Source organism: Proteus hauseri ATCC 700826, assembly GCF_001654965.1.
Lineage (GTDB): Bacteria > Pseudomonadota > Gammaproteobacteria > Enterobacterales > Enterobacteriaceae > Proteus > Proteus hauseri.
In genome coordinates, this window is record NZ_LXEV01000011.1 from 29,186 (window position 1) to 51,219 (window position 22,034).

19 protein-coding genes and 4 tRNA genes are annotated in these 22,034 nt (G+C 39.3%); 17 read left to right on the forward strand and 6 right to left on the reverse strand.

Translation table 11 applies throughout. The features are described from left to right. From wzxE to M997_RS17665, 9 genes are all read left to right on the forward strand, one after another. Positions 1 to 1,257: a lipid III flippase WzxE gene (gene wzxE / locus M997_RS02600; protein WP_064718556.1), complete on the forward strand. Its 1,257-nt coding sequence runs from the start codon at positions 1 to 3 to the stop codon at positions 1,255 to 1,257. Then, positions 1,254 to 2,339 carry a TDP-N-acetylfucosamine:lipid II N-acetylfucosaminyltransferase gene (locus M997_RS02605; RefSeq protein WP_064718557.1) on the forward strand — a complete coding sequence of 362 codons (1,086 nt, stop codon included), beginning with the start codon at positions 1,254 to 1,256 and terminating at the stop codon, positions 2,337 to 2,339. Before wzxE ends, M997_RS02605 begins: the two co-directional genes overlap by 4 nt. Then, on the forward strand, positions 2,336 to 3,700 hold the full coding sequence (wzyE, locus tag M997_RS02610; protein WP_064718558.1) for an ECA oligosaccharide polymerase: 1,365 nt from the start codon (positions 2,336 to 2,338) through the stop codon (positions 3,698 to 3,700). The genes M997_RS02605 and wzyE overlap by 4 nt, the downstream gene beginning before the upstream one ends. Next, positions 3,700 to 4,437 carry a lipopolysaccharide N-acetylmannosaminouronosyltransferase gene (wecG, locus tag M997_RS02615; RefSeq protein WP_064718559.1) on the forward strand — a complete coding sequence of 246 codons (738 nt, stop codon included), beginning with the start codon at positions 3,700 to 3,702 and terminating at the stop codon, positions 4,435 to 4,437. The genes wzyE and wecG overlap by 1 nt, the downstream gene beginning before the upstream one ends. Before the next feature lie 226 nt (positions 4,438 to 4,663). Next, positions 4,664 to 4,740 (forward strand) — tRNA-Arg (locus tag M997_RS02620). Between the two features lie 66 nt (positions 4,741 to 4,806). Next, positions 4,807 to 4,882, forward strand: a tRNA-His gene (locus M997_RS02625). 22 nt (positions 4,883 to 4,904) lie between these two features. Next, a tRNA-Leu gene (locus M997_RS02630) sits at positions 4,905 to 4,991 on the forward strand. Positions 4,992 to 5,018: 27 nt separating this feature from the next. Next, a tRNA-Pro gene (locus tag M997_RS02635) sits at positions 5,019 to 5,095 on the forward strand. Positions 5,096 to 6,277: 1,182 nt separating this feature from the next. Beyond that, on the forward strand, positions 6,278 to 6,469 hold the full coding sequence (locus M997_RS17665) for a hypothetical protein (RefSeq protein ID WP_239994691.1): 192 nt from the start codon (positions 6,278 to 6,280) through the stop codon (positions 6,467 to 6,469). A gap of 66 nt (positions 6,470 to 6,535) precedes the next feature. Here the strand turns inward: M997_RS17665 and hemY are convergent, their stop codons facing one another. Genes hemY through hemC form a run of 4 tightly spaced genes read right to left on the reverse strand, consistent with a single transcriptional unit; the run spans position 6,536 to position 10,707 of the window. Continuing rightward, the gene (gene hemY, locus M997_RS02645; protein ID WP_064718560.1) at positions 6,536 to 7,756 is read right to left on the reverse strand and encodes a protoheme IX biogenesis protein HemY; all 1,221 of its coding nucleotides are present in this window, start codon (positions 7,754 to 7,756) and stop codon (positions 6,536 to 6,538) included. A 4-nt stretch (positions 7,757 to 7,760) separates the two neighbouring features. Then, a complete protein-coding gene (hemX, locus tag M997_RS02650) occupies positions 7,761 to 9,011 on the reverse strand; it encodes a uroporphyrinogen-III C-methyltransferase (protein ID WP_064718561.1) in 1,251 nt (416 codons plus the stop codon). Between the two features lie 20 nt (positions 9,012 to 9,031). After that, positions 9,032 to 9,769, reverse strand: coding sequence for a uroporphyrinogen-III synthase (hemD, locus tag M997_RS02655; protein ID WP_064718562.1), 738 nt, complete (start codon positions 9,767 to 9,769; stop codon positions 9,032 to 9,034). Beyond that, on the reverse strand, positions 9,766 to 10,707 hold the full coding sequence (hemC, locus tag M997_RS02660; protein ID WP_064718563.1) for a hydroxymethylbilane synthase: 942 nt from the start codon (positions 10,705 to 10,707) through the stop codon (positions 9,766 to 9,768). The genes hemD and hemC overlap by 4 nt, the downstream gene beginning before the upstream one ends. A gap of 1,005 nt (positions 10,708 to 11,712) precedes the next feature. Between hemC and M997_RS02665 the strand changes: the two genes are divergently transcribed. Beyond that, entirely contained in the window at positions 11,713 to 14,313 is a 2,601-nt protein-coding gene (locus M997_RS02665) for a class I adenylate cyclase (protein WP_064718564.1), read from the forward strand. A gap of 77 nt (positions 14,314 to 14,390) precedes the next feature. Here the strand turns inward: M997_RS02665 and cyaY are convergent, their stop codons facing one another. Further along, a complete protein-coding gene (gene cyaY, locus M997_RS02670) occupies positions 14,391 to 14,708 on the reverse strand; it encodes an iron donor protein CyaY (protein ID WP_064718565.1) in 318 nt (105 codons plus the stop codon). A gap of 79 nt (positions 14,709 to 14,787) precedes the next feature. On the opposite strand from cyaY, the gene lptM reads away from it, so the two are divergent. The 7 genes from lptM to M997_RS02700 all read left to right on the forward strand — a co-directional run bounded on the left by lptM (position 14,788) and on the right by M997_RS02700 (position 21,051). Then, positions 14,788 to 14,955, forward strand: coding sequence for an LPS translocon maturation chaperone LptM (lptM, locus tag M997_RS17120; RefSeq protein WP_074379330.1), 168 nt, complete (start codon positions 14,788 to 14,790; stop codon positions 14,953 to 14,955). A 40-nt stretch (positions 14,956 to 14,995) separates the two neighbouring features. Next, positions 14,996 to 15,820, forward strand: coding sequence for a diaminopimelate epimerase (gene dapF, locus M997_RS02675; protein ID WP_064718566.1), 825 nt, complete (start codon positions 14,996 to 14,998; stop codon positions 15,818 to 15,820). 25 nt (positions 15,821 to 15,845) lie between these two features. Next, the gene (locus M997_RS02680; protein ID WP_064718567.1) at positions 15,846 to 16,556 is read left to right on the forward strand and encodes a DUF484 domain-containing protein; all 711 of its coding nucleotides are present in this window, start codon (positions 15,846 to 15,848) and stop codon (positions 16,554 to 16,556) included. Beyond that, positions 16,553 to 17,476: a tyrosine recombinase XerC gene (gene xerC, locus M997_RS02685; protein WP_064718568.1), complete on the forward strand. Its 924-nt coding sequence runs from the start codon at positions 16,553 to 16,555 to the stop codon at positions 17,474 to 17,476. Before M997_RS02680 ends, xerC begins: the two co-directional genes overlap by 4 nt. Continuing rightward, positions 17,476 to 18,192, forward strand: a complete 717-nt coding sequence (gene yigB / locus M997_RS02690) for a 5-amino-6-(5-phospho-D-ribitylamino)uracil phosphatase YigB (protein ID WP_064718569.1) — start codon at positions 17,476 to 17,478, stop codon at positions 18,190 to 18,192. The genes xerC and yigB overlap by 1 nt, the downstream gene beginning before the upstream one ends. 144 nt (positions 18,193 to 18,336) lie before the next feature. Continuing rightward, positions 18,337 to 20,493, forward strand: coding sequence for a DNA helicase II (uvrD, locus tag M997_RS02695; protein ID WP_064718570.1), 2,157 nt, complete (start codon positions 18,337 to 18,339; stop codon positions 20,491 to 20,493). Between the two features lie 144 nt (positions 20,494 to 20,637). Then, positions 20,638 to 21,051, forward strand: a complete 414-nt coding sequence (locus M997_RS02700) for a hypothetical protein (protein WP_064718571.1) — start codon at positions 20,638 to 20,640, stop codon at positions 21,049 to 21,051. A gap of 11 nt (positions 21,052 to 21,062) precedes the next feature. On the opposite strand, the gene rarD is transcribed toward M997_RS02700, so the two are convergent. After that, positions 21,063 to 21,956, reverse strand: a complete 894-nt coding sequence (gene rarD / locus M997_RS02705) for an EamA family transporter RarD (protein ID WP_064718572.1) — start codon at positions 21,954 to 21,956, stop codon at positions 21,063 to 21,065. Positions 21,957 to 22,034 lie beyond the last annotated feature (78 nt).

Genomic DNA, 22,034 nt, shown 5'->3' on the forward strand with positions numbered 1-22,034 from the left:
ATGTCATTAGCTAAAGCATCTATTTGGACTGCTGGATCAACCCTAATAAAGATTGGGGTTGGTCTGCTTGTCGTAAAATTACTTGCGGTTTCTTATGGCCCTTCAGGGGTTGGGCTTGCGGGTAACTTTCGTCAGTTAATTACTGTACTTGGTGTGTTATCAGGTGCGGGGATCTTTAATGGCGTTACAAAATTAATAGCACAATATCAAGATGATGCAATTCAACGTAAAAATGTGTTGGGTACTTCATCATCAATGATTTTGCTGTTTTCAACGCTTTTAGCCATCTTATTTCTTCTTTTTACAGTACCAATTAGTCGAGTTTTATTTGGTGATGATTATCAGCAATATCAAAATATTGTAAGAGCAGTGGCTTTTATTCAAATGGGTATTGCTTACACCAACTATTTTTTAGCAATTTTAAAAGGTTATCGTGATGCATCGGGTAATGCATTGGCGATTATCGCCGGAAGTTTAATTGGTGTTGTTGCATACTATTTATGTTATCTCTTTGCTGGTTATCATGGTGCGTTAATTGGGCTTGCGCTAGTCCCTGCGTTAATACTCTTTCCTGCTACTGCTATATTATTAAAACGTAAGCGTTTTGCGTTGAGTGAGCTTAGGCCACGCTGGGATAAAGCGATAGCGAGCCATCTTGGTAAATTCACCATTATGGCAATACTAACCTCAATTACCTTACCTGTTGCTTATATCATGATGCGTAATCTTTTAGCTGAAAATTATAGCTGGGATGAAGTCGGTATTTGGCAAGGGGTGAGCAGTATTTCAGATGCTTATCTACAATTTATAACAGCTTCTTTTTCGGTTTATTTGCTACCTACTCTTTCTCGTTTAACGCAAAAAAGTGATATTGCAAAAGAAATCATTAAATCATTGAAGTTTGTTCTTCCTGCCGTTGCTGTTGCTAGTTTTATGGTGTGGTTACTGCGCGATTTTGCTATTTGGTTGCTGTTTTCAGATAAATTTACTGCAATGAGTGATCTTTTTGCATGGCAATTAGTTGGGGATGTTTTAAAAGTCGGTTCCTATGTATTTGGTTATTTAGTTATCGCAAAGGCAGCTTTGCGTTTTTATATTCTCACTGAAGTAAGCCAATTTGCTTTGCTAACGCTATTTTCCCGTTGGCTAATTCCTGAGCATGGTGCATTAGGCGCTGCTCAAGCCTATATGGCGACATACATTATTTACTTCTTTCTCTGTAGTTCTGTTTTCGTTATTTATTGCAGGCGCAAATGACAACTTTGATTTACGTACTAGGCTCAGACATTGTGCATCATAACAGCACAATGCTACGTTTTTTTAATGATCACCTCGTGACTGAGGCGGCGTTAACGTATAAACCTCGTTTTATCGTTGCCAGTAAAGATAGTGCTCTTCAAGCGCACTATCCTGCTTTAGAAATTGAATGCTTAGCAGATAAACAGCAGGTGGCACAGCGCGTCATTGCCCTAGCTAAAGCAGATAGAACCCAGCGATTTCTCTTTTTAGGGCAATTCAATGCGCCTATTTGGATGGCGTTGCTAATGGGTAAAATTAAACGCTACCAATTTTGGTGGCATATTTGGGGCGCTGATCTTTATCAAGATTCAAAACAATTAAAATTTAAGTTGTTTTATCTTTTGCGTAAATTGGCACAAAAGCGTGTAGGGCGCGTGTTTGGTACACGGGGTGACCTTAACTATTTTGCGCAATCTAACGTGAATATTCCTGCAAGTTTGCTCTATTTCCCAACCCGAATGGATCCTAAACTTACGGTTACAGAGAAAAAGGGAATTGATGAGCAGCAAATGACTATCTTGCTCGGTAATTCTGGGGATAAATCTAACCGTCATATTGATGCACTAAATGCGATAGCGGAACAATTTGGTCAACGAGCTAAAGTGATTATTCCAATGGGATATCCTGAAAATAACGATGCCTATATCCAAGAAGTTTCTCAAGCCGCTGATGAATTGTTTGTAACAGGTAACGTAGAGATATTACGTGAAAAACTGGCCTTTGATGATTACCTGGCTTTACTGAAAACCTGTAATTTGGGTTATTTTATTTTCCATCGTCAGCAAGGCATTGGTACGTTGTGTTTGCTTATCCAATTCGCCATTCCTTTTGTTATCAGCAGACAAAACCCATTCTGGCAAGATTTAACGGAGCAGAGTGTGCCCGTATTTTTCTCTGGTGATAAGCTTGATGTGCCATTAATTGAAGAAGCCCAACGTCAATTATTAATGTTAAATCGTGATGAGATTACCTTCTTCGCCCCTAATTTTACGCAGGGTTGGAAACAATTAATTGAGATGAGCACAGGAGAGCCGCAATGACATTGGCGGAATTAGGCGGACTCACGCTTGTCTATTTTATCTCCTTGGGTTTTATTTTATTGCTGACTTATCAAGAGTTTCGTCGGGTTCGCTTTAATTTTAATGTCTTTTTTTCCATGCTCTATTTATTGACCTTCTATTTTGGTTTTCCTCTTACCTGTATGTTGGTCTTTCAGTTTGATGTGGCGGTTGTTCCCGTTGATGCGTTACTACATGCGTTATTAGCCTCTACAAGCTTCTATGCGATTTATTATGTCACTTATAAGGTTAGGCTAAGAAAACCTACTAGTGGCCCATCTAGGCCGCTATTTACGATGAATCGAGTAGAAACCAATCTAACCTGGATCCTGTTAGCGCTTATTGCCTTTGTGACGGTAGGAATTTTCTTTTTACAAAATGGTTTCTTACTGTTTAAGTTAAAAACCTATAGCCAAATTTTTTCTAGTCAGGTTTCTGGTGTTGCGCTTAAGCGGTTCTTTTACTTCTTTATCCCTGCAATGCTGGTGGTCTATTTCTTAAAACCAACGCAACAGCGCTGGATTTTCTTTTTATGCGCCACCGTTGGTTTTGGTATTCTGACTTACATTATTGTAGGTGGAACACGCGCTAATATTATTATCGCTTTTGCGCTGTTTTTATTTATTGGCATTGTTCGTGGCTGGATAACGTTATGGATGCTGATTGCCGCGGGTGTTATGAGTATTGTAGGCATGTTTTGGCTGGCATTAAAGCGCTATGGGCTTGATGTCAGCGGTGCTGAAGCATTTTATACCTTTTTATATTTAACGCGTGATACGTTCTCACCTTGGGAAAACCTCGCACTATTACTGAATAATTACGACAAAATAGAGTTCCAAGGTTTGGCTCCTATCATTCGTGATTTTTATGTCTTTATTCCTTCTTGGGTATGGCCAGAACGTCCTGATGTTGTTCTTAATTCAGCAAACTACTTTACGTGGGAAGTGTTGAATTATCATGCTGGGCTAGCGATTTCTCCGACTTTAATCGGATCACTCGTTGTGATGGGAGGGGTTGTATTTATTCCATTAGGTGCGGTTGTGGTTGGGCTTATCATTAAATGGTTTGATTGGCTTTATCAGCAGGGTGTAAATGAATCCAATCGCTACAAATCAGCCATATTACAAGCATTTTGTTTTGGTGCTATTTTTAACATGATAGTGCTGGCGCGAGAAGGTGTTGATTCTTTTGTCTCTCGTGTTGTCTTCTTCTGTCTTATTTTTGGTTTATGTTTAGTTATTGCAAAACTACTCTATTGGTTATTTGAGAGTGCGGGATTAATCCGTCACTATGTAACAAGCCAAATGAGTAATAAACCTCGTTTAGAGAAAAAGGAAAAATAATGGAATCGAATTCAATTCCGAAGTATTCAATCCGCGGACATAGCATCTGGGGATTTCGAGATATGAAACATTTTCTGGATTATCTTTATGAGGATACGCAAATTAAGACTGGTTCACTCATTGCGCTTAATGCTGAAAAAATTCTTAATGCTGAGACGAATAGTTCTTTGAATGAGCAGTTAAAAGAAGCTGATTATCTCTATGCTGATGGAATTAGTGTCGTGCGAGGTATTCGCCGTAAATACCCAGAAGCCCAAGTTTCGCGTATTGCTGGTGCTGACTTATGGGAAGCATTAATGGAAAGAGCAGGTAAAGAAGGAACGCCTGTCTTTTTAGTGGGTGGTAAGCCTGAGGTTTTATCTCAAACAGAAGATAAACTGAAATCGCAATGGAACGTTAATATAGTAGGGAGCCAGGATGGTTATTTTACACCACAAGATAGAGATGCTTTGTTTGAGCGTATAAAAGCGTCTGGTGCGAAAATTATTACTATTGCGATGGGTTCACCTAAACAAGAGTTATTTATTCGCGCATGTCGTGAAACTCTCCCAGATGCGTTATATATGGGTGTTGGTGGCACTTATGATGTTTTTACTGGGCACGTTAAAAGAGCGCCTAAGGCGTGGCAGAACCTTGGTTTAGAGTGGTTATACCGTTTATTGTCACAACCAAGCAGGATTAAACGTCAATTTAAGCTATTAAAATTTGTCGGTTACTACTATTCCAATAAATTATAAGGCTAGAGAACCCGTTTTTATTAGGTTTAATGTATTAATGTAGAAATAATAGTATTTAACAAGTATATTGATTGTTCGAATATTATACTGATGGGGCGTTAGATGCGTAAAAACGCTCCATTTATCGACGAAATGCACAAACTATCGTCAAACAGATTTTTTTTTTCAAAAAGCACTAGACAGACAGTGCGTAAATCCGTACTATCCTCTCCCGCAACGGCGTGAAGCGCCCGTAGCTCAGCTGGATAGAGCGCTGCCCTCCGGAGGCAGAGGTCTCAGGTTCGAATCCTGTCGGGCGCGCCAATAAAAAGCGTGCTAAGAGTTACGGTGAAGAACGTTGTTGTAGAAGTAAATAAGATAGCTGTTATGGTGGCTATAGCTCAGTTGGTAGAGCCCTGGATTGTGATTCCAGTTGTCGTGGGTTCGAGTCCCATTAGCCACCCCATCTTATCTTAGTTTTTGTTTATGCGAGGGTGGCGGAATTGGTAGACGCGCTAGCTTCAGGTGTTAGTGTCCTAACGGACGTGGGGGTTCAAGTCCCCCCCTTCGCACCATAAACAAGATAAGAACAGTGATTCAAACGGCGAGTAGCGCAGCCTGGTAGCGCAACTGGTTTGGGACCAGTGGGTCGGAGGTTCGAATCCTCTCTCGCCGACCATATTAAGAAAAAGCCCCGATTTTATCGGGGCTTTTTCGCATCTGTCGTTTACATTTTGCCATTGTGCGATTTGTCCTGCATATCCATATCCATATCCATATCCATTATCTATAAATTATTTATGCTAACGTTAGCGACAAAATCTGTGGGTTATATATTAGGTTCGTTGAACCCTCTTTCACGTGAGTAAAGCGGCTATTTTCATTTTTTATCCTCTCTCTCTTCATTGCTATTTATTGATGAGAAAGATACCTTTCCGCGTCTTATTACTGTTCTCACTTAAGCGTTATTGATAATTTACTTTACCGCCATATATCGCACTTCAAATAAAGATGAATACTCAATATTAAATTAAAGGTTATAACTATATGAATAATAATAATTTTATTTGATTTGTCGGCAAATGCCAACAGTGGGCTATTTTTATGTCTCCAATAGGTGACATTTAACTTTATGATTTTAAAGAATTAAATATTCAAGTGCCATTTGTTGTCGTGAAAAAGAGACGAATAGGTAGCCTTATTTTTTATTTCCCATTTAGCAATAGAATAATGAAACCATGAATAGCACTTCTTTTGTTATTAAAAATGAGTAAAGGCAAATAGGGTAACCAAAATTCAGTAGGTTAGCTTTTATAAGTTGAGGCATCTATTTTGTGTATCAGACAAAGAAAACTTGGCACACTAAATGCATTAATTAGTTCGTAGATGCTCATTCCACTCCTTATGACAGCATTGGCTTCATAAACCTAGGAATGATGCAGAGCCGATTATTCGGTGCCTACGTCCACGTTATCGATGAACATCATTCATCATCAACAGGACGAAACGTTGAGTGAGGCACCATCCGTCTGTAGACCTGATTGTATATTTATGCACCTGTATTTTGTATACAGGTGTTTTTTTTTGCTTCTTTTTTGTGATAGATGTTTTTTTGAATCTGTGTATCGCAATATTCCTGCCCATTTCAAATACTAAGTTACCTTTTTTGTATTCATAGAATTATCAGGCTATTATCCTTCGGCGATATATTGCTGAAGAGAGCATAACACAATGAACGATAAACAAAATGCACGCCTTGCAGAAGAACGGTTGTTTCTTATTGAGAAATTTGGCCCTCTGCTATTTTTTTTGATCCCATTGATTATTTTGATCGTTGGTGGAAAAGAGGGGGACTCACAATGTGTTATTTGTTTGTCAGGGAATTGCGATAGTTTATATTGGCGTTTTTTATCAAGCCAGAAAACGCTATCTAGCCTATCAGCAAGAAAATGCTAAAGAGGTTCCGAGTCGTTTTTATCGTATTGCGTGGGGATATATCTTATTGGCGGTTTGTGTTGAAATTGTTTTGCTATTTTTGATTTGGCTACCGTAGTTTAGTTGTTATTAAAAATAAAAAACCCCTCGCTAGGGAGGGGCATGGAGATTTGGGTTTAAATGGCTATTTACTTTTTTTAGGCTCTTCAAAAATAACAGAGTCTTTTTTCAAGGTCATTAATAGCGCATCTTTACGCACTTTCGCAGACTCTTCTGGTTTTTTCTGTTTATCTAATGCATCAGCAAGCCATGCAAAATCATGTACATCAGGTCGCTGTTTTAATGCATTACGAAAAGCGTTTTCTGCTTCAGTCCATTTGCCTTGTTGCATTGAAATTTGCCCCAATGTACTGTTTAACAAAGGTGTTGGTCCATGTTGCTTTATCAGTGTATTGAGTACTTTTAAAACCGCTGTTGCATCTGTATTTTTCAGGCGCGGAAGCAATAAGATCAGACGTTCATCATAGTGACGTTTAATACCCTCTAAAATGATCGTTTGGGCGGTATCAGGATCATTACATTCAATAAGATGTTCAGCGAGTACAACGCGTAATGCATTATCGTGCTGAATTTTACGTGGTTGTGCTTTCCACCAATTTTTCAGTCCATCGCAACCGCTTTCAGACATTTTCTGACCCATAATACCGATATAAGCATTTTGGCGCAGTTGGTTTAATTCATCATCGCTATGTAATTCAACTTTTTGCATTGAAGGAATAATATCTAACAATGCCTGCCATGCAGCCGTGCGGGTGTAAGCTGTTTCAGCTAAACGCAGTACTTCAGGGTGACGAGGTGCTTGATTTAACAACTCATCGACACCCGTACGAGCAGCGTAATTTTCATTTTGGTCTAATAAAATACGCACTCGGGTAATATCAACAGGGAGTTGGTTGGTATCCGCCAGTTCACTCGCACGTTCAAGATATTGCTGAACGCGGAATTCATCACCCCGTTGTTGCGCTGCCTCTGCGGCAAGAAGGTAGTTCACGACAGGTTGCTCTGCATAATCGGCATTGCGACTCATCAGTTTTTCAACTTGTTTAAAATCACCTTCAGCTAATTTCATTAGCGCTAGACTAGTTTGTTTACGTGCGCGGTTGCGTCGACGAAAAGAAAACCAGCTGTAAGCTTTTGATCCCGTTCCAATAAAGCGACGATAGCCCCAACCAATAAGTAACAAAGCCAGTTGAAGTAAAATAAACATGATAACGACACTGGTAACACTGGTTTCGATATCCCAATCGTCGGTTTGTATAAGAACATAACCCTGATGACCCGCTAGCACTGGGCCAAAAATAACGCCAGCAATCAGTACCACAAAAAGGAGCAATACTTTTAACATGCGATTATTCTCCCTGTGGTGTTACAGTTTCTGTTGTTGCACTGTCAGTAACCGTATTCGTTGTAGCATCTGCAACTGGGTTTTCAGCTTCAGTAACTTGAGCACCTTGAGCTTCAACAGCCTCAGGTTGCGTATATTCACTTTGAGTGAGTAAATTACGAATTTGCTTTTCAACACGTTTTTCTAACAGTGTGGGACTTTTTAGTTCGGCAGGCATTGCTAGGGTAATAGGTTGTTTCTCAAGGGCAGATACCATATCTAAAAATGCCGTTGTATTCGGATCAGTCGTATCAAAATAAGAACGAACCCAGGTAGACACCGCTTCAAGTGATTGTTGATAAATCTCAGTTTGATGACGCGGAACAGCTTGAGACGCAATTAATAGACGCGAGCGAATATTTTCACGTAAATAAATATCTTGGTTTGGTGCTAATAAAGGAACGGCAGCTGTATCACGGCGACGAATGGTAATAAAGTCATCCATAAAGCTTTTCCAGCTCTTACTGAGGTTTTCTTTCCAGTCAGAAAGTGAACCTGAAATGGCTTCATCATTTTTATCCATTGGCGCACCATTACGTTCAAAACCAGATAAACGTAAATTATCAACCTGATTCGCTAATTGATTAAGCTGTAAAATAATACCATCGTTATCAATTTTAGCTAATGCAGAAAGGTTGCCGATATCTTCATTAATAGCACGACGAATTTCCAATAAACTTGGATCATTCATTTCAGCTAAGCTGCTGTCAGCGCCTTTTAATAAGCTTACTGCAGTAACAACATCTTGGTCATTCCAAAGCTTACGACCTGCCATTTTTACCATAAAATCAGCTTGAGCAAGTAGCCAGCTTTTTACGTCAGCACTTGAAATGGCGGCAAATCGAGCTTGAAGATCTTGAAGTTGGCGCTCTGTAATTTGGCGTTCATTTTGTAGCTTATCAATAGTCAGCTTTTGTGAATTAAACATACTATCGATATTATCAAAACGCTGTTGATAAGAGTCTTGTAATTGCTGTAGTTGCGCTAGATCTGTTTTAAGCGATTGGTTTTCATCACTTAAACGTAATGTTTGCTGGTTGGTGTAAGAGTAAAGCCCACCACCAATTGCTAAGATAACGATAATCGCAACAGCACTAGCAATTAGACCTGAACGTTTATTATTAACAGGTTTAACTTCCTGATAGCGGACATCTTCATCAGCTTTCGATGCACCTTTTTGCAAGTCATTTTCATTGATATTTTTCTGTTCCGTCATATCGGTGTCTCATTTAGGTTCTATATTAATGCACGAAATAAAGCATCATTATTGGCACTATCAGCAACGGTGATATTTTTCCACCCTAGTGTTTCTGCTATTGTTGCTAATCGTTTACTTACAACAATCAAACGGCAGTGTAACAGCCATGCTTTTTTAGGTTCAGTGACCAGATCAAAAAGTTGTTGCAACATTTCGCCGCTCGTCACCACCAGTGTTTCAATCTGTGCGTTTTGCCACTGAGCGCTAAATGTCTCTGGCGAGTAATCAATAAATAGACGTTGATAGCACTCACACTCATCAACTATCGCGCCGCGTTGGCGTAGTGTGGCGGCAAGTAAATCTCTGCCACCATTCCCTCTAAGTAGTAAAACTCGTTTCTTTGCTACCTGATTGAGTTCAGGGAGTGTGAGTAAGTCTTCACTCGTTTCTCCATACTCAGGGTAACTGATAGTAAGACCACTTAAACTTTGAAATTCTTTTGCAGTACTCGAACCTATTCCATAATAGAATAGCGTATCTGGCCATGATTGTTGTAATTGATTTAACTGCCAGTTTGCGTACGACACCGCATTTTTAGAAAGAAGAAAAAGGCAATCACTCGGCCGAAGCTCATCTAGCTTAGTTTTTAATAAAGGTAGCTCTCGACCAGCGGCTATCTTTATTAAAGGAGCTAGAAAGGCTTGTTTTCCTGCATTATTTAAGCGTTGTACTAGTGCTTGTCCTGCGGGATTTGGACGCGTGATAAGAATACTCATTTAGGTGCATTGCCTTGGTAGACAGCAGTTAAAATTTCTCGAGCGCCTTTATCTAATAACTCTTCAGCAAGGGAAATTCCTGCTTTTTCAGCTTCTTCTGGTGTGATTAAACGCTCGCCTCGTAAAATAGTTTCACCATCAGGTGAACCAACAAGCGCACGTAGCCAGATTTTATCATCTTGCCAAATGGCATAACTACCAATAGGTACCTGACAACCGCCTTCGAGTCGAGTGTTCATAGCGCGTTCTGCTCTTACACAGATATCGGTACGAGTATGGTTTAGCGCATCTAATAATTTACGCGTTTCATGATCATTTAATCGACATTCAATGCCCACAGCACCTTGTCCTACGGCTGGTAAAGATTGTTCTGCAGACAATGGTGAGCGGATACGCTGCGCAAGGTTAAGACGTTTGAGTCCCGCTACAGCAAGAATAATCGCATCATAGTCGCCGTTATCTAATTTACTTAATCGTGTACCTACGTTACCACGTAAGTCTCGGATAATAAGGTCTGGGCGCTGTGCTTTTAATTGGCATTGGCGGCGCAGACTTGAGGTTCCAACGATGCTGCCTTCTGGCAGTGCATCTAGAGAATCATAATGGTTAGAAACAAAGGCATCGCGTGGGTCTTCTCGTTCACAAATAGTAACTAGCCCTAAGCCTTCAGGGAAATCGATAGGCACATCTTTCATAGAGTGAACTGCGATATCAGCACGAGATTCTAGTAAAGCTAATTCTAATTCTTTAACGAATAGTCCTTTACCTCCAACCTTTGCCAATGGGGTATCTAAAATGATGTCACCTTTTGTGACCATCGGTACCAGTTCGACCGCTAAGCTTGGGTAAGCAAGCTGTAGTTGTTCTTTTACATACAGAGCCTGCCACATAGCTAGGGGGCTCTGGCGGGTTGCAATACGGATGGTACTTTTTGACATAATAGTATTATCTTCCGAGCGATTAGCGATATTTTTGTTTATAAATAAGGCTTTGTTTTAACATTTTAGCGCGCATTTTTCCAGTTAAGGGATCTGAGATGAGCGTTTTGATACAAAAAACGAGGACTTTTATTGCGAGAAATAAAAAGAAAGTTGAGAGAAAAAAAACAAATAATAAGAAAAAAATAAAGAAAGTACTTATCATTTTTCTTATTTCATATTTTGCTCTTTTTATACCTATATAAAGAATGTGGTTATTTACAAAATTTAAACATTTAGTTATAACCATTAACCTTATTTTTAAATGCAAAGAATAAATGAGATGAATATCACTGAACGTATTGATAAAGCAATAATAATTTTATTATATGATTTTGTTTTTTGTTTTTTGATTAAATATAAAGGCATTATAAAATTTAACAAAAAAGTATTTTAATTAATAATTAAAAATATTATAAAAAACAAAATATATATTTATTTATTTTTAAAATAATTAATAAATTAAATTTATTTTTTCTCTAATTATATCTTTAATATTCATTAAAAATAATCTTATATTATTAGGTATAAAAATAAAAAACAGCATTTATAAAATATTATTTATTATTATCAATGAGTTGTGTTTATTTTCGTTTATTTTCACTTTTTTAGATTTTATCAGAATTTTTTTAGCCCTTCATCATGGGGAAACAGTGCTTTTTTACAGGGTTAACGGCGGATTGAGGTTAAATTCCATGGTTTATTTTTATAAATTAAATGCTATATCATTTTGATTATAAAGACATTATAGGCGTAGCTTTAAACGATTTAGCTGCTAAATATATTTTTTAGATCTTGGTGCTATATTTTTAGTTCCTCTTTACGCTTTGCTTGCAAGGTGTTAAATTGATCACGTTTCCGAGATTTTGTTAGTAAAGTTTTATCTATTAATAAATGAATAATTCAAGCTCGGTAACTTATAAACTCAGATTCTACTATCTTCTTAGTATTGTTCAGGCGAAACTCTTGTATCTTTATATTGAAACACTGAAGCAACGGCTGGATGCGATTAATCAACTCAGACTGGAACGAGCTTTTGCATCGATGGGTGATGTTTTTAAACAGGTCTATGGTTTGATCCCTGTTTTACTGCATTATCACCATCCTGAGTTACCTGGTTATATTCAGGGGAATGTGCCTCATGGGACATGTTTCTTTGAACCTGATGATGTGCAACGTCAATGGACAACCAAACTGGTTAACGCATTATGTGATGAGCCAATGGATGGATACGCCAGCGGAGAACTGCCAATTACTGGCATCTATTCGATGGGGAGTACTTCTTCTATTGGGCAAAGTCACAGCTCCGATATTGATATTTGGGTCTGTCATCAATCTTGGCTGGATCAGGATGAGCGTGCACTTTTGCAACGTAAATGTCTGCTGATTGAGCAATGGGCAGGTAAGCTGGGGATTGATGTTACGTTTTTTCTTATCGATGAAAATAGATTTCGTCATCATGCAAGTGGCAGCCTGGGTGGAGAAGATTGCGGTTCGACTCAGCATATCCTTTTGCTTGACGAATTTTACCGTACTGCGGTTCGCCTAGCAGGTAAACGCTTGCTGTGGACTATGGTGCCAGTAGAAGAAGAACATCATTATGATGAATATGTTATCTCTCTTTATTCTCAAGGTGTTTTAACACCGAATGAGTGGTTAGATTTAGGGGGATTAGGTGAGCTTTCTGCTGAAGAATATTTCGGTGCAAGCTTATGGCAGCTTTATAAAAGCGTCGATTCACCGTATAAAGCCGTATTAAAGAGTATTTTATTAGAAGCCTATTCTGCTGATTATCCGAATGGCAAATTGCTAGCATTAGAAATGAAACAACATTTACATCGTGGTGAAATTGTGAACTACGGTTTAGATGCCTATTGCATGATGCTTGAGCGAGTCACTCGCTATTTGCTTTCTATAAATGACTTAACTCGTCTTGATCTTATCCGTCGTTGTTTCTACCTCAAAGTCTGTGAAAAATTATCTAACGAAAACACAGAAAGTGAGCCTATCGGTTGGAGGCGACAAGTATTATCTCAATTAGTCACTCAATGGCAGTGGGATAACGAGCGCTTAACCGTATTAGATAACCGAGACAGCTGGAAAATAGAGCGTGTGCGTGATGCACATAACGAGCTATTAGATACGATGATGCAAAGTTATCGTAACCTTATTCGTTTCGCTCGCCGCAATAATTTAAGCGTAAGCGCGAGTCCTCAGGATATTGGTGTATTAACACGTAAACTTTATGCTGCATTTGAAGCATTACCGGGTAAGGTGACGTTAGTTAATCCGCAAATTTCTCCTGATTTATCAGAGCCTCATTTAACCTTTATTTATGTTCCACAAGGCCGCGCTAATCGCAGTGGTTGGTATCTGTATAATCGGGCACCAGATTTTGCCAATATCGTCGGGCATCAACCTTTAGAATATAACCGTTACTTAAATAAATTGGTGGCATGGTCTTATTTTAATGGCCTGTTGACTAGTCATTCTCAGGTTTATATTCATCAGGGTGAATCTTCTTGTGATGAAATTAAGCTGCATGAATTAGTTAGAGATATGTCTGGGCACTTTCCATTACGCTTGCCAGCACCAACACCTAAAGCGTTGTATAGTCCTTGTGAAATTCGACATTTAGCCATTATTGTTAATTTAGAAACGGACCCTACAGAAAGCTTTTCTGATCAAGTGGTTCACTTTGATTTTAGAAAACTTGATGTATTTAGTTTCGGTGAAAAAGAGCAATGTTTAATTGGTAGCATTGATTTGCTCTATCGTAATTCATGGAATGAAGTCAGAACGCTACATTTTAGTGGCACTCAATCGATGTTGGAGTCGTTAAAAACGATTTTAGGTAAGATGCATCAAGATGCTGCACCTCCAGCCTCTGTTGAAGTATTCTGCTATAGCCAACATTTACGTGGCCTAATTCGTACACGTGTTCAACAGTTAGTATCAGAATGTGTTGAGCTACGTTTATCAACTAACCGTTTAGAGCCAGGTCGTTTTAAAGCGTTGCGTATTGCGGGACAAACATGGGGATTGTTTTTTGAGCGCCTTAATGTGTCAGTGCAAAAATTAGAGAATGCTATCGAGTTTTATGGCGCTATCTCCTACAACAAATTACATGGATTGCCGGTTAAATTAGACAAAGATGCGCGTTATTTACCTGCGGTTATCGATGGTTTCGCTTGTGAAGGGATTATTCAGTTCTTCTTTGAAACCACTGAAGATAACAATGTCTTTAATATCTATATCTTAGATGAAGCAAATCGAGTAGAAATTTATTCTCATTGTGAGGGAAGTAAAGAAGATTTGGTTAAAGATGTTAGCCGTTTCTATTCATCGTCCCATGATCGATTTACTTACGGCTCAAGTTTTATCAACTTTAATTTGCCTCAATTTTATCAAATCGTGAAAGTAGAGGGATTAACACAAGTGTTGCCTTTTGCGGGTGGATCTTTTGGTCGATTAAGCGAGTTGGGGAAAGGGGATGATTCGCTACAAGATATGATCTCAGTTGAATCTCGTGCCTATACTGATTATCAGGCCGTTCAACACTCTTAATTTTGTATCGTAATGAAGTGTATAAAAATTAACAGGAGCTAATTAAGGCTCCTGTTTTTGTTGCATGAATACATTAACTAAAATGAAAATGCTTCACCACTTTGTTCAGTTATTGCTGTTGCCAACATGGTTAAGAATTCGCCGCCACTTCTATCACAAATCCATTGGTTATTTTTCCAATCAAAATGATAGCCACCAGAACGCGTTGCTAACCAAACTTGATGAAAGGCTTCTTGGCGATTGATAATAATTTTACTATTATTTTCAAAGGTTAATGTCATAACGCCACCATTGATTTCACAATCAATATCCGCATCACCTTCATAGTTGTCGATAGTTTGTTCTATTGCTGACATCAATTCATCAGCTAATTGGTGAAATTCACTGTCGTTCATCTTCATTTCCTATTTGCTTTTCGAGATCTAACTGCGATTATAGAGGATATTAATCAAATTAATGACAGGCAGATTTCGAATGAAAACGTATTTACGTTGCACTCTTGCTATAATAACACTGATTTCTCTTTCTGGTTGTGGCTTGAAAGGCCCTCTTTATTTCCCTCCTGAAGATACTCAGGCAAAAATGACTCAGTCATCCCAGCCAACCCAGCAAGTTGAGAGCACCTCGACTCAGAGTAATTAGTCAATATTAGGAACGGGACACCGTTTCAGGCAGGGGCAAAATGCAATTTTCAAAAATGCATGGTCTTGGCAACGACTTTATGGTGGTTGATGCCGTGACTCAAAATGTTTATTTTTCACCAGAGCTGATTTGTCGATTAGCTAATCGACATACAGGTGTGGGTTTTGATCAATTCTTAGTCGTTGAAGCGCCTTATGATCCTGAGCTTGATTTTCATTATCGCATCTTTAATGCGGATGGAAGTGAAGTTGCACAATGTGGTAATGGTGCGCGTTGTTTTGCTCGCTTTGTTCGATTAAAAGGGCTCACAAATAAAAGAGAAATAAAAGTGAGTACACAATCTGGCAGAATGACACTGCACGTTATGGACAATGACGATGTTTGCGTCAATATGGGCGAACCGGAGTTTGATCCACAAAAAGTACCTTTTCGTGCGCAAAAGGCAGAAAAGACCTATATTATCAGAGCGATGGAACGTACCGTATTATGTGGTGTCGTTTCTATGGGAAATCCACATTGTGTTATTCAGGTCGATGATATTCAAACTGCAGAAGTTGAATTATTAGGGCCAGTATTAGAACAACATGAACGTTTTCCTGAGCGTGCTAATATAGGGTTTATGCAAGTTGTGGATAGAAATACCCTTCATTTGCGTGTTTTTGAACGCGGTGCAGGTGAAACCAATGCCTGTGGAAGTGGGGCTTGTGCTGCTGTTGCGATAGGTATTTCACAAGGCTTACTCGATAAACAAGTAAAAGTGACGTTACCTGGTGGTTCATTGCTCATTGAGTGGCGAGGTGCTGGTCACCCACTTTATATGACAGGCCCTGCGACACATATTTATGATGGGATCATTCAGCTATAATATTACTTTTTAAGAGGTTATCTGTATGACGGATAAAAATGAGCAGTTTTGTTACCCAGAAAAAAACGAGTTAAATGATCAACAGGTCATTCGTTATCTTAGGGAACACCCTGGTTTTTTTATCCGCAATGCCAGTTATATTGAGCAAATGCAGGTTCCTCACCCAGTAAGAGGCACTGTTTCATTGGTGGAATGGATTATGTCTCGTCAGCGTAATCGTATTCATTATCTTGAAGAAGATATGCGATTACTAATAGAGCAAGCGTCAGAGAATGAGTCACTATTTAGTCAATTGTTGCTACTTATTTCTGAGTTATCAAGCAGTACTTCGCTTAATGATATGTTAGAGCGCTTAAATCTTTGGGCTAAAGGTTTAGGACTTTACTCTGTACAGTTGCGCTTATTTACCGACCGCTGGCAATTAAATCCCCCTTTAGATGCACAAGATTTAGCATTATCTCGCCAGTCTTTTGAGCATTTTCGAATTCAGCATATGGGTGAAAAAAATCACTATTTGGGCACTTTAAATGGGCAAGAAATGATGCTGTTAATGCCTAATGTGCGTCGCTCTGGTTCTGTTGCGCTCTCTTTATTGGGGCATTATGGTGACTTAGGTGTGATTATTTTTAATAGCCGAGATAATCAACATTTCCAGCAAGGAATGGGAACCGTCATGCTTGATAAACTCGCTCATTTATTACCCGAATTATTAATGCGTTGGGTAGCAAGGCAATGAGTCATTTAGTGGCGATACCCGAAACGCTTTCATTACCTTATGAGCAATTTTTGCGTTATATCCAAGTTGAACGTCGATTAAGTCCTGTTACTGTTGAAAATTATCAGCGCCAACTTTCTGCATTAGCGCAAATGATGGTCGCGATGAATATTATTCAATGGTCATCGCTTGAAAGCCAACATGTGCGTATGCTCCTAGCAAAAAGTCACCGCAGTGGATTACAAGCAACAAGTTTGGCTTTACGTTTTTCTGCGCTACGCAGTTTTCTTGATTGGCAAGTTGCTCAAGGAATGTTAGAGGTTAACCCCGCCAAAGGAATTCGTACGCCGAAATCAGGTCGCCACCTTCCTAAAAATATGGATGTTGATGAAGTAAATCAGCTGATGAATATTGACTTGAAAGATCCTCTCTCTGTAAGAGATAGAACCATGCTAGAAGTGATGTATGGTGCAGGATTACGTTTATCAGAATTAACGGGGTTAAATATTACCGATATCGACCTTAAAGAAGGTGAAGTTCGTGTATTAGGTAAGGGAAGTAAAGAACGAAAAGTGCCGTTGGGGCGAATGGCGATTGAGTGGCTACAACATTGGTATCCCATGCGAGAATTGTATGCACCAGAAGATAAAGCGGTGTTTATTTCGACCAAAAGTGGTAAGCGGTTATCAGTGCGCAGTGTGCAAAAACGGTTTGAACTTTGGGGTGTTCGCCAAGGCTTAAGCAGTCATGTTAACCCACATAAATTACGTCATTCTTTTGCGACCCATTTACTGGAGTCCAGTGGTGATTTACGGGCAGTGCAAGAATTATTAGGTCACGCTAATTTATCGACTACACAAGTTTATACGCACTTAGATTTTCAACATTTATCTAAAGTGTACGATGCTGCTCATCCTAGAGCTAAGAGAGAAAAATCATAATGCACTTTTATCGAACACTGATGCCCATTGCAGCAATGACTTTCGATCTTGATGATACGTTGTATGACAACGTCCCTGTGATGGATAAAACTGAACAAGAAACACTGGCATTTATTCGTCAATATGATCAGCGTTTTAATCATTTTACAGAACAAGATGTAAATGCCTATAAAACGCCTCTGATAGAAAAAGATCCTGATATTTTTCATGACATCACTCAATGGCGTTGGCTTGCAGCAAGAAATATGTTGTTAGATTACAACTACAGTGAAGCAAAAGCACAGCAAGGTGCCGACGAAATAATGGCGCATTTTGCTTATTGGCGTAGCCGCATTATGGTGCCGAATAATACTCATCAAGTACTCAGTGAGTTAGCGCAAAAAATGCCGCTAGTGGCGATAACAAACGGTAATGCAAATCCTCTAAGTTGTGGTTTAGGACAATATTTTTCTTATATTTTGAAAGCCGGGCCTGATGGCCGCTCTAAGCCTTACCCTGATATGTTTGATAAAGCGGCATCTTTGCTGAATTTACCTCATCAGAAAATTTTGCATGTCGGCGATCATCTTGTCACTGATGTTGAAGGTGCTGTTCGCAGTGGATTACAAGCTTGTTGGATTAATCTTGATAACCGTAGTTTATTTCAAGATGGTGAAACAAGAGTGATGCCACATGTTGAAATCACAGATTTAAGCAAGCTGACAGAGTTAATCTAGATAAACGCTAAGTTAAAATAACCTAATAAGACCTTTAAGATAGGCTTTACTTTGCACAGGGCGTAAAATCCTGTTAGTTTGTTACAGATTAATTGTTTCTGTATATATCCACAGTATTTTCTCTTCACTCAATGATTGGTAATTATGGACGTCTCATCTCTGCTAGAAGGCCTTAACGATAAACAGCGTGAAGCTGTTGCGGCACCTCGAACAAATATGTTGGTGCTGGCAGGTGCGGGTAGTGGTAAAACCCGAGTACTGGTACATCGTATTGCTTGGTTATTATCAGTTGAACAGGCGTCTCCATTCTCAATTATGGCGGTGACCTTTACCAATAAAGCGGCAGCAGAAATGCGCCATCGTATTGAAGACTTAATTGGTACAAGCCAAGGCGGTATGTGGATAGGTACTTTTCATAGTCTTGCACATCGATTATTACGCGCCCATTACCTGGATGCAGGATTACCTCAAGATTTTCAAATTATTGATAGCGATGACCAATATCGTTTAATTCGACGCATTGTGAAATCAATGAATCTTGACGATAAACAGTGGCCAGCGCGGCAAGGAACGTGGTACATCAATGGTAAAAAAGATGAAGGATTACGCCCTCAACATATTCAAACCTATGGTAATCCTGTTGAAGCGACATGGTTAAAAGTTTATCAGGCTTATCAAGAAGCTTGTGATCGTGCCGGATTAGTCGATTTTGCCGAGCTTTTATTACGAGCTCATGAGCTTTGGTTAAACAAACCACAAATTCTAGAACACTATCAAAACCGATTTACAAATGTATTAGTTGATGAGTTTCAGGATACCAACCGCATTCAATATGCATGGATAAGAATGCTAGCGGGTCAAACCGGCAAAGTGATGATTGTCGGAGATGATGATCAATCCATTTATGGTTGGCGCGGCGCACAAGTTGAAAACATCCAAAACTTCTTAAATGAATTTCCTGGTGCTGAAACTATACGTTTAGAGCAAAACTATCGTTCGACCAGCAATATTCTGAAAGCGGCTAATGCGTTAATTTCGAATAACAGTGACAGGTTAGGTAAAAATCTGTGGACTGATGGTGTTGAAGGCGAGCCTATTTCGCTTTATTGCGCATTTAACGATTTAGATGAAGCCCGTTATGTCGTCGGGCGAATCAAGCGTTGGCAAGAAGAGGGCGGTGCACTTTCTGATTGCGCTATCCTTTATCGTAGTAATGCTCAGTCTCGTATAATGGAAGAAGCCTTATTACAAGCTGCTATGCCTTATCGTATTTATGGTGGTCAGCGCTTCTTCGAACGCCAAGAAATTAAAGATGCGCTTTCTTATATGCGATTAACTGCCAACCGCCATGACGATGCTTCTTTTGAACGTGTTGTGAATACCCCAACGCGAGGTATTGGCGATAGAACATTAGATATTGTTCGCCAAGTCGCAAGAGATAACCAAATCACGTTGTGGGAAAGTTCATTACAGGTTATTGAACACAAAATGCTAGCGGGTAGAGCAACCGCAGCAATACAGCGCTTTTTAGAGTTGATTGAAACCTTAGCGTCTGAAACCTCAGAAATGCCTCTACATGTTCAAACCGACCGTATTATTCGTGATTCTGGTTTAAAAGCGATGTATGAGCAAGAAAAAGGTGAAAAAGCCCAAGCACGTATTGAAAACCTTGAAGAGCTCGTTACTGCAACACGCCAATTTAGCTATCAAGATGAAGACGAAGATTTAATGCCGCTACAAGCCTTCCTTTCACATGCAGCACTTGAATCAGGGGAAAGCCAAGCAGATGCTTATCAAGATGCAGTTCAATTGATGACATTGCACTCAGCAAAAGGGTTAGAGTTTTCACAAGTCTTTATTGTGGGTGTTGAAGAAGGAATGTTCCCTAGCCAAATGTCACTGGATGAAGGGGGACGTTTAGAAGAAGAACGCCGCCTTGCTTACGTTGGTTTAACTAGAGCGATGAAAAAGCTAACGCTAACTTATGCTGAAAATCGGCGTTTATATGGTAAAGAAGTCAGCCATCGGCCTTCTCGTTTTATTGGTGAGTTACCTAAAGAGTGTGTTGAAGAGGTGCGCTTAAGAGCGACGGTTTCACGCCCGGTTAATCACCAACGATTGGGTACACCTATTATCAGTAACGATTCAGGTTATTCTTTAGGTCAGCGTGTAAAACACCCTAAATTTGGTGCAGGTACAATTATTAATATTGAAGGAAGTGGTGAACATTGCCGCTTACAAATTGCATTTCAAGGTGAAGGAATTAAATGGCTGGTGGCTGCGTTTGCTCGGTTAGAATAAGCCGTTTTCACGTTATGTGATGAGCATAAGTATCAAAAATAAGCCTCTATTAGCGTAAATGACTAATAGGGGCTTTTTTTTACTGTGAGCTATGGGTGAGTTCTGAATAATCACGAAATAAAATTTTATTTCGGATATTAATTTATGAAAATAGCTCCTATAGCGTGTTATTACATCCCCAGTTTAGAAACGGCTACTTCGTTAAATAAAATAAATAAGTATCAATATGTTACTTTTGATTTGGAGGAGGAGCCAATACCGGTAGCGACTTTATCGCCACCTGTTATTGAACAGGATTTTTATCGTCCTTCTGAGCTAAACAATGACGAAGACTCCTATATCAAACTATTACAGCGCCAACGTAATTTTATACCTCACGTAAATTTATTTTATGTTGCTTGGCAACGTAGCATCCGTATTTTTAATTCACCGGTATTTGTAATGAAAAGAGCTTATCGGTATGTAGAAAATATTGCGCGTAGCTCATTATTAAAATCTGATAAAAGAAAACGATCCTCTTCCGCCTTTGTCGCAATAACTAATTTGGCGGAAGAGTAAAGACGAGGTAATTAAGAACGTCTTAGTCGGCGTTGTGTGTATAACGCATCTAATGTGAACAGAATAAGTGCAACCCAAATAAAACCAAAAGTGACTAAACGCTCGGCATCAATGTTTTCGCCATAAACCATCGTGGCAAGAATAAACATCAACGTTGGGCCAATATATTGGAAAAAACCCAGTGTAGATAAGCGCAAGTGTTGTGCCGCCTCTGTAAATAACAGTAGTGGGATGGTGGTGATAATACCCGCTGCAATCAGCAATGTATTTAATGACCAGCTATTTTCCATCATATTGCTGGTTGAAGAATGGGTGAAAAATAGGATGTAGATTAACGCAATAGGGAATAACCAAAGCGTTTCAATGGTCATACCTGTTTGTGCATCAACACCTAATTTTTTACGTAATAACCCATAAAGACCAAATGTTACTGCAAGACTTAGCCCAATAACGGGAACAGAACCAAATTGCCATAATTGAATTAGGACACCAGTAAAGGCTAATCCAACAGCAATCCATTGCATACGGCGAAAGCGTTCACCTAAAAAGAGCATCCCAAAGAGTACGTTAACCAGTGGATTAATAAAATAACCGAGGCTGGCTTCTAACATAAATCCGTGGTTCACCGCCCAAATATAAATTAGCCAGTTACTGGCGATAATCACCGCCGTTAAGGCTAAAAGGAGTATTTTCTTTGGTTGACGGATAAGTTGACGTAAATAAGGCCAATGACGGCTTACTGTCATTAGAATCAACATAAAAAAGAAAGACCATAAGATACGGTGCGTTAGGATCTCTTCGGCGGGCACTTCTTGAATGCTTTTAAAATAGACAGGGGCAATACCCCAGATAAAATAGGCGCCTAAGGCACATAAGACGCCTTTCATCGTGTTTTTCTGGCTCATGCTATCTCTGGAATTGATGGAAAGGAAAATTGTGACGGGGCTATCATACCCAATGACATCTCTAATGTGTCATCAGGT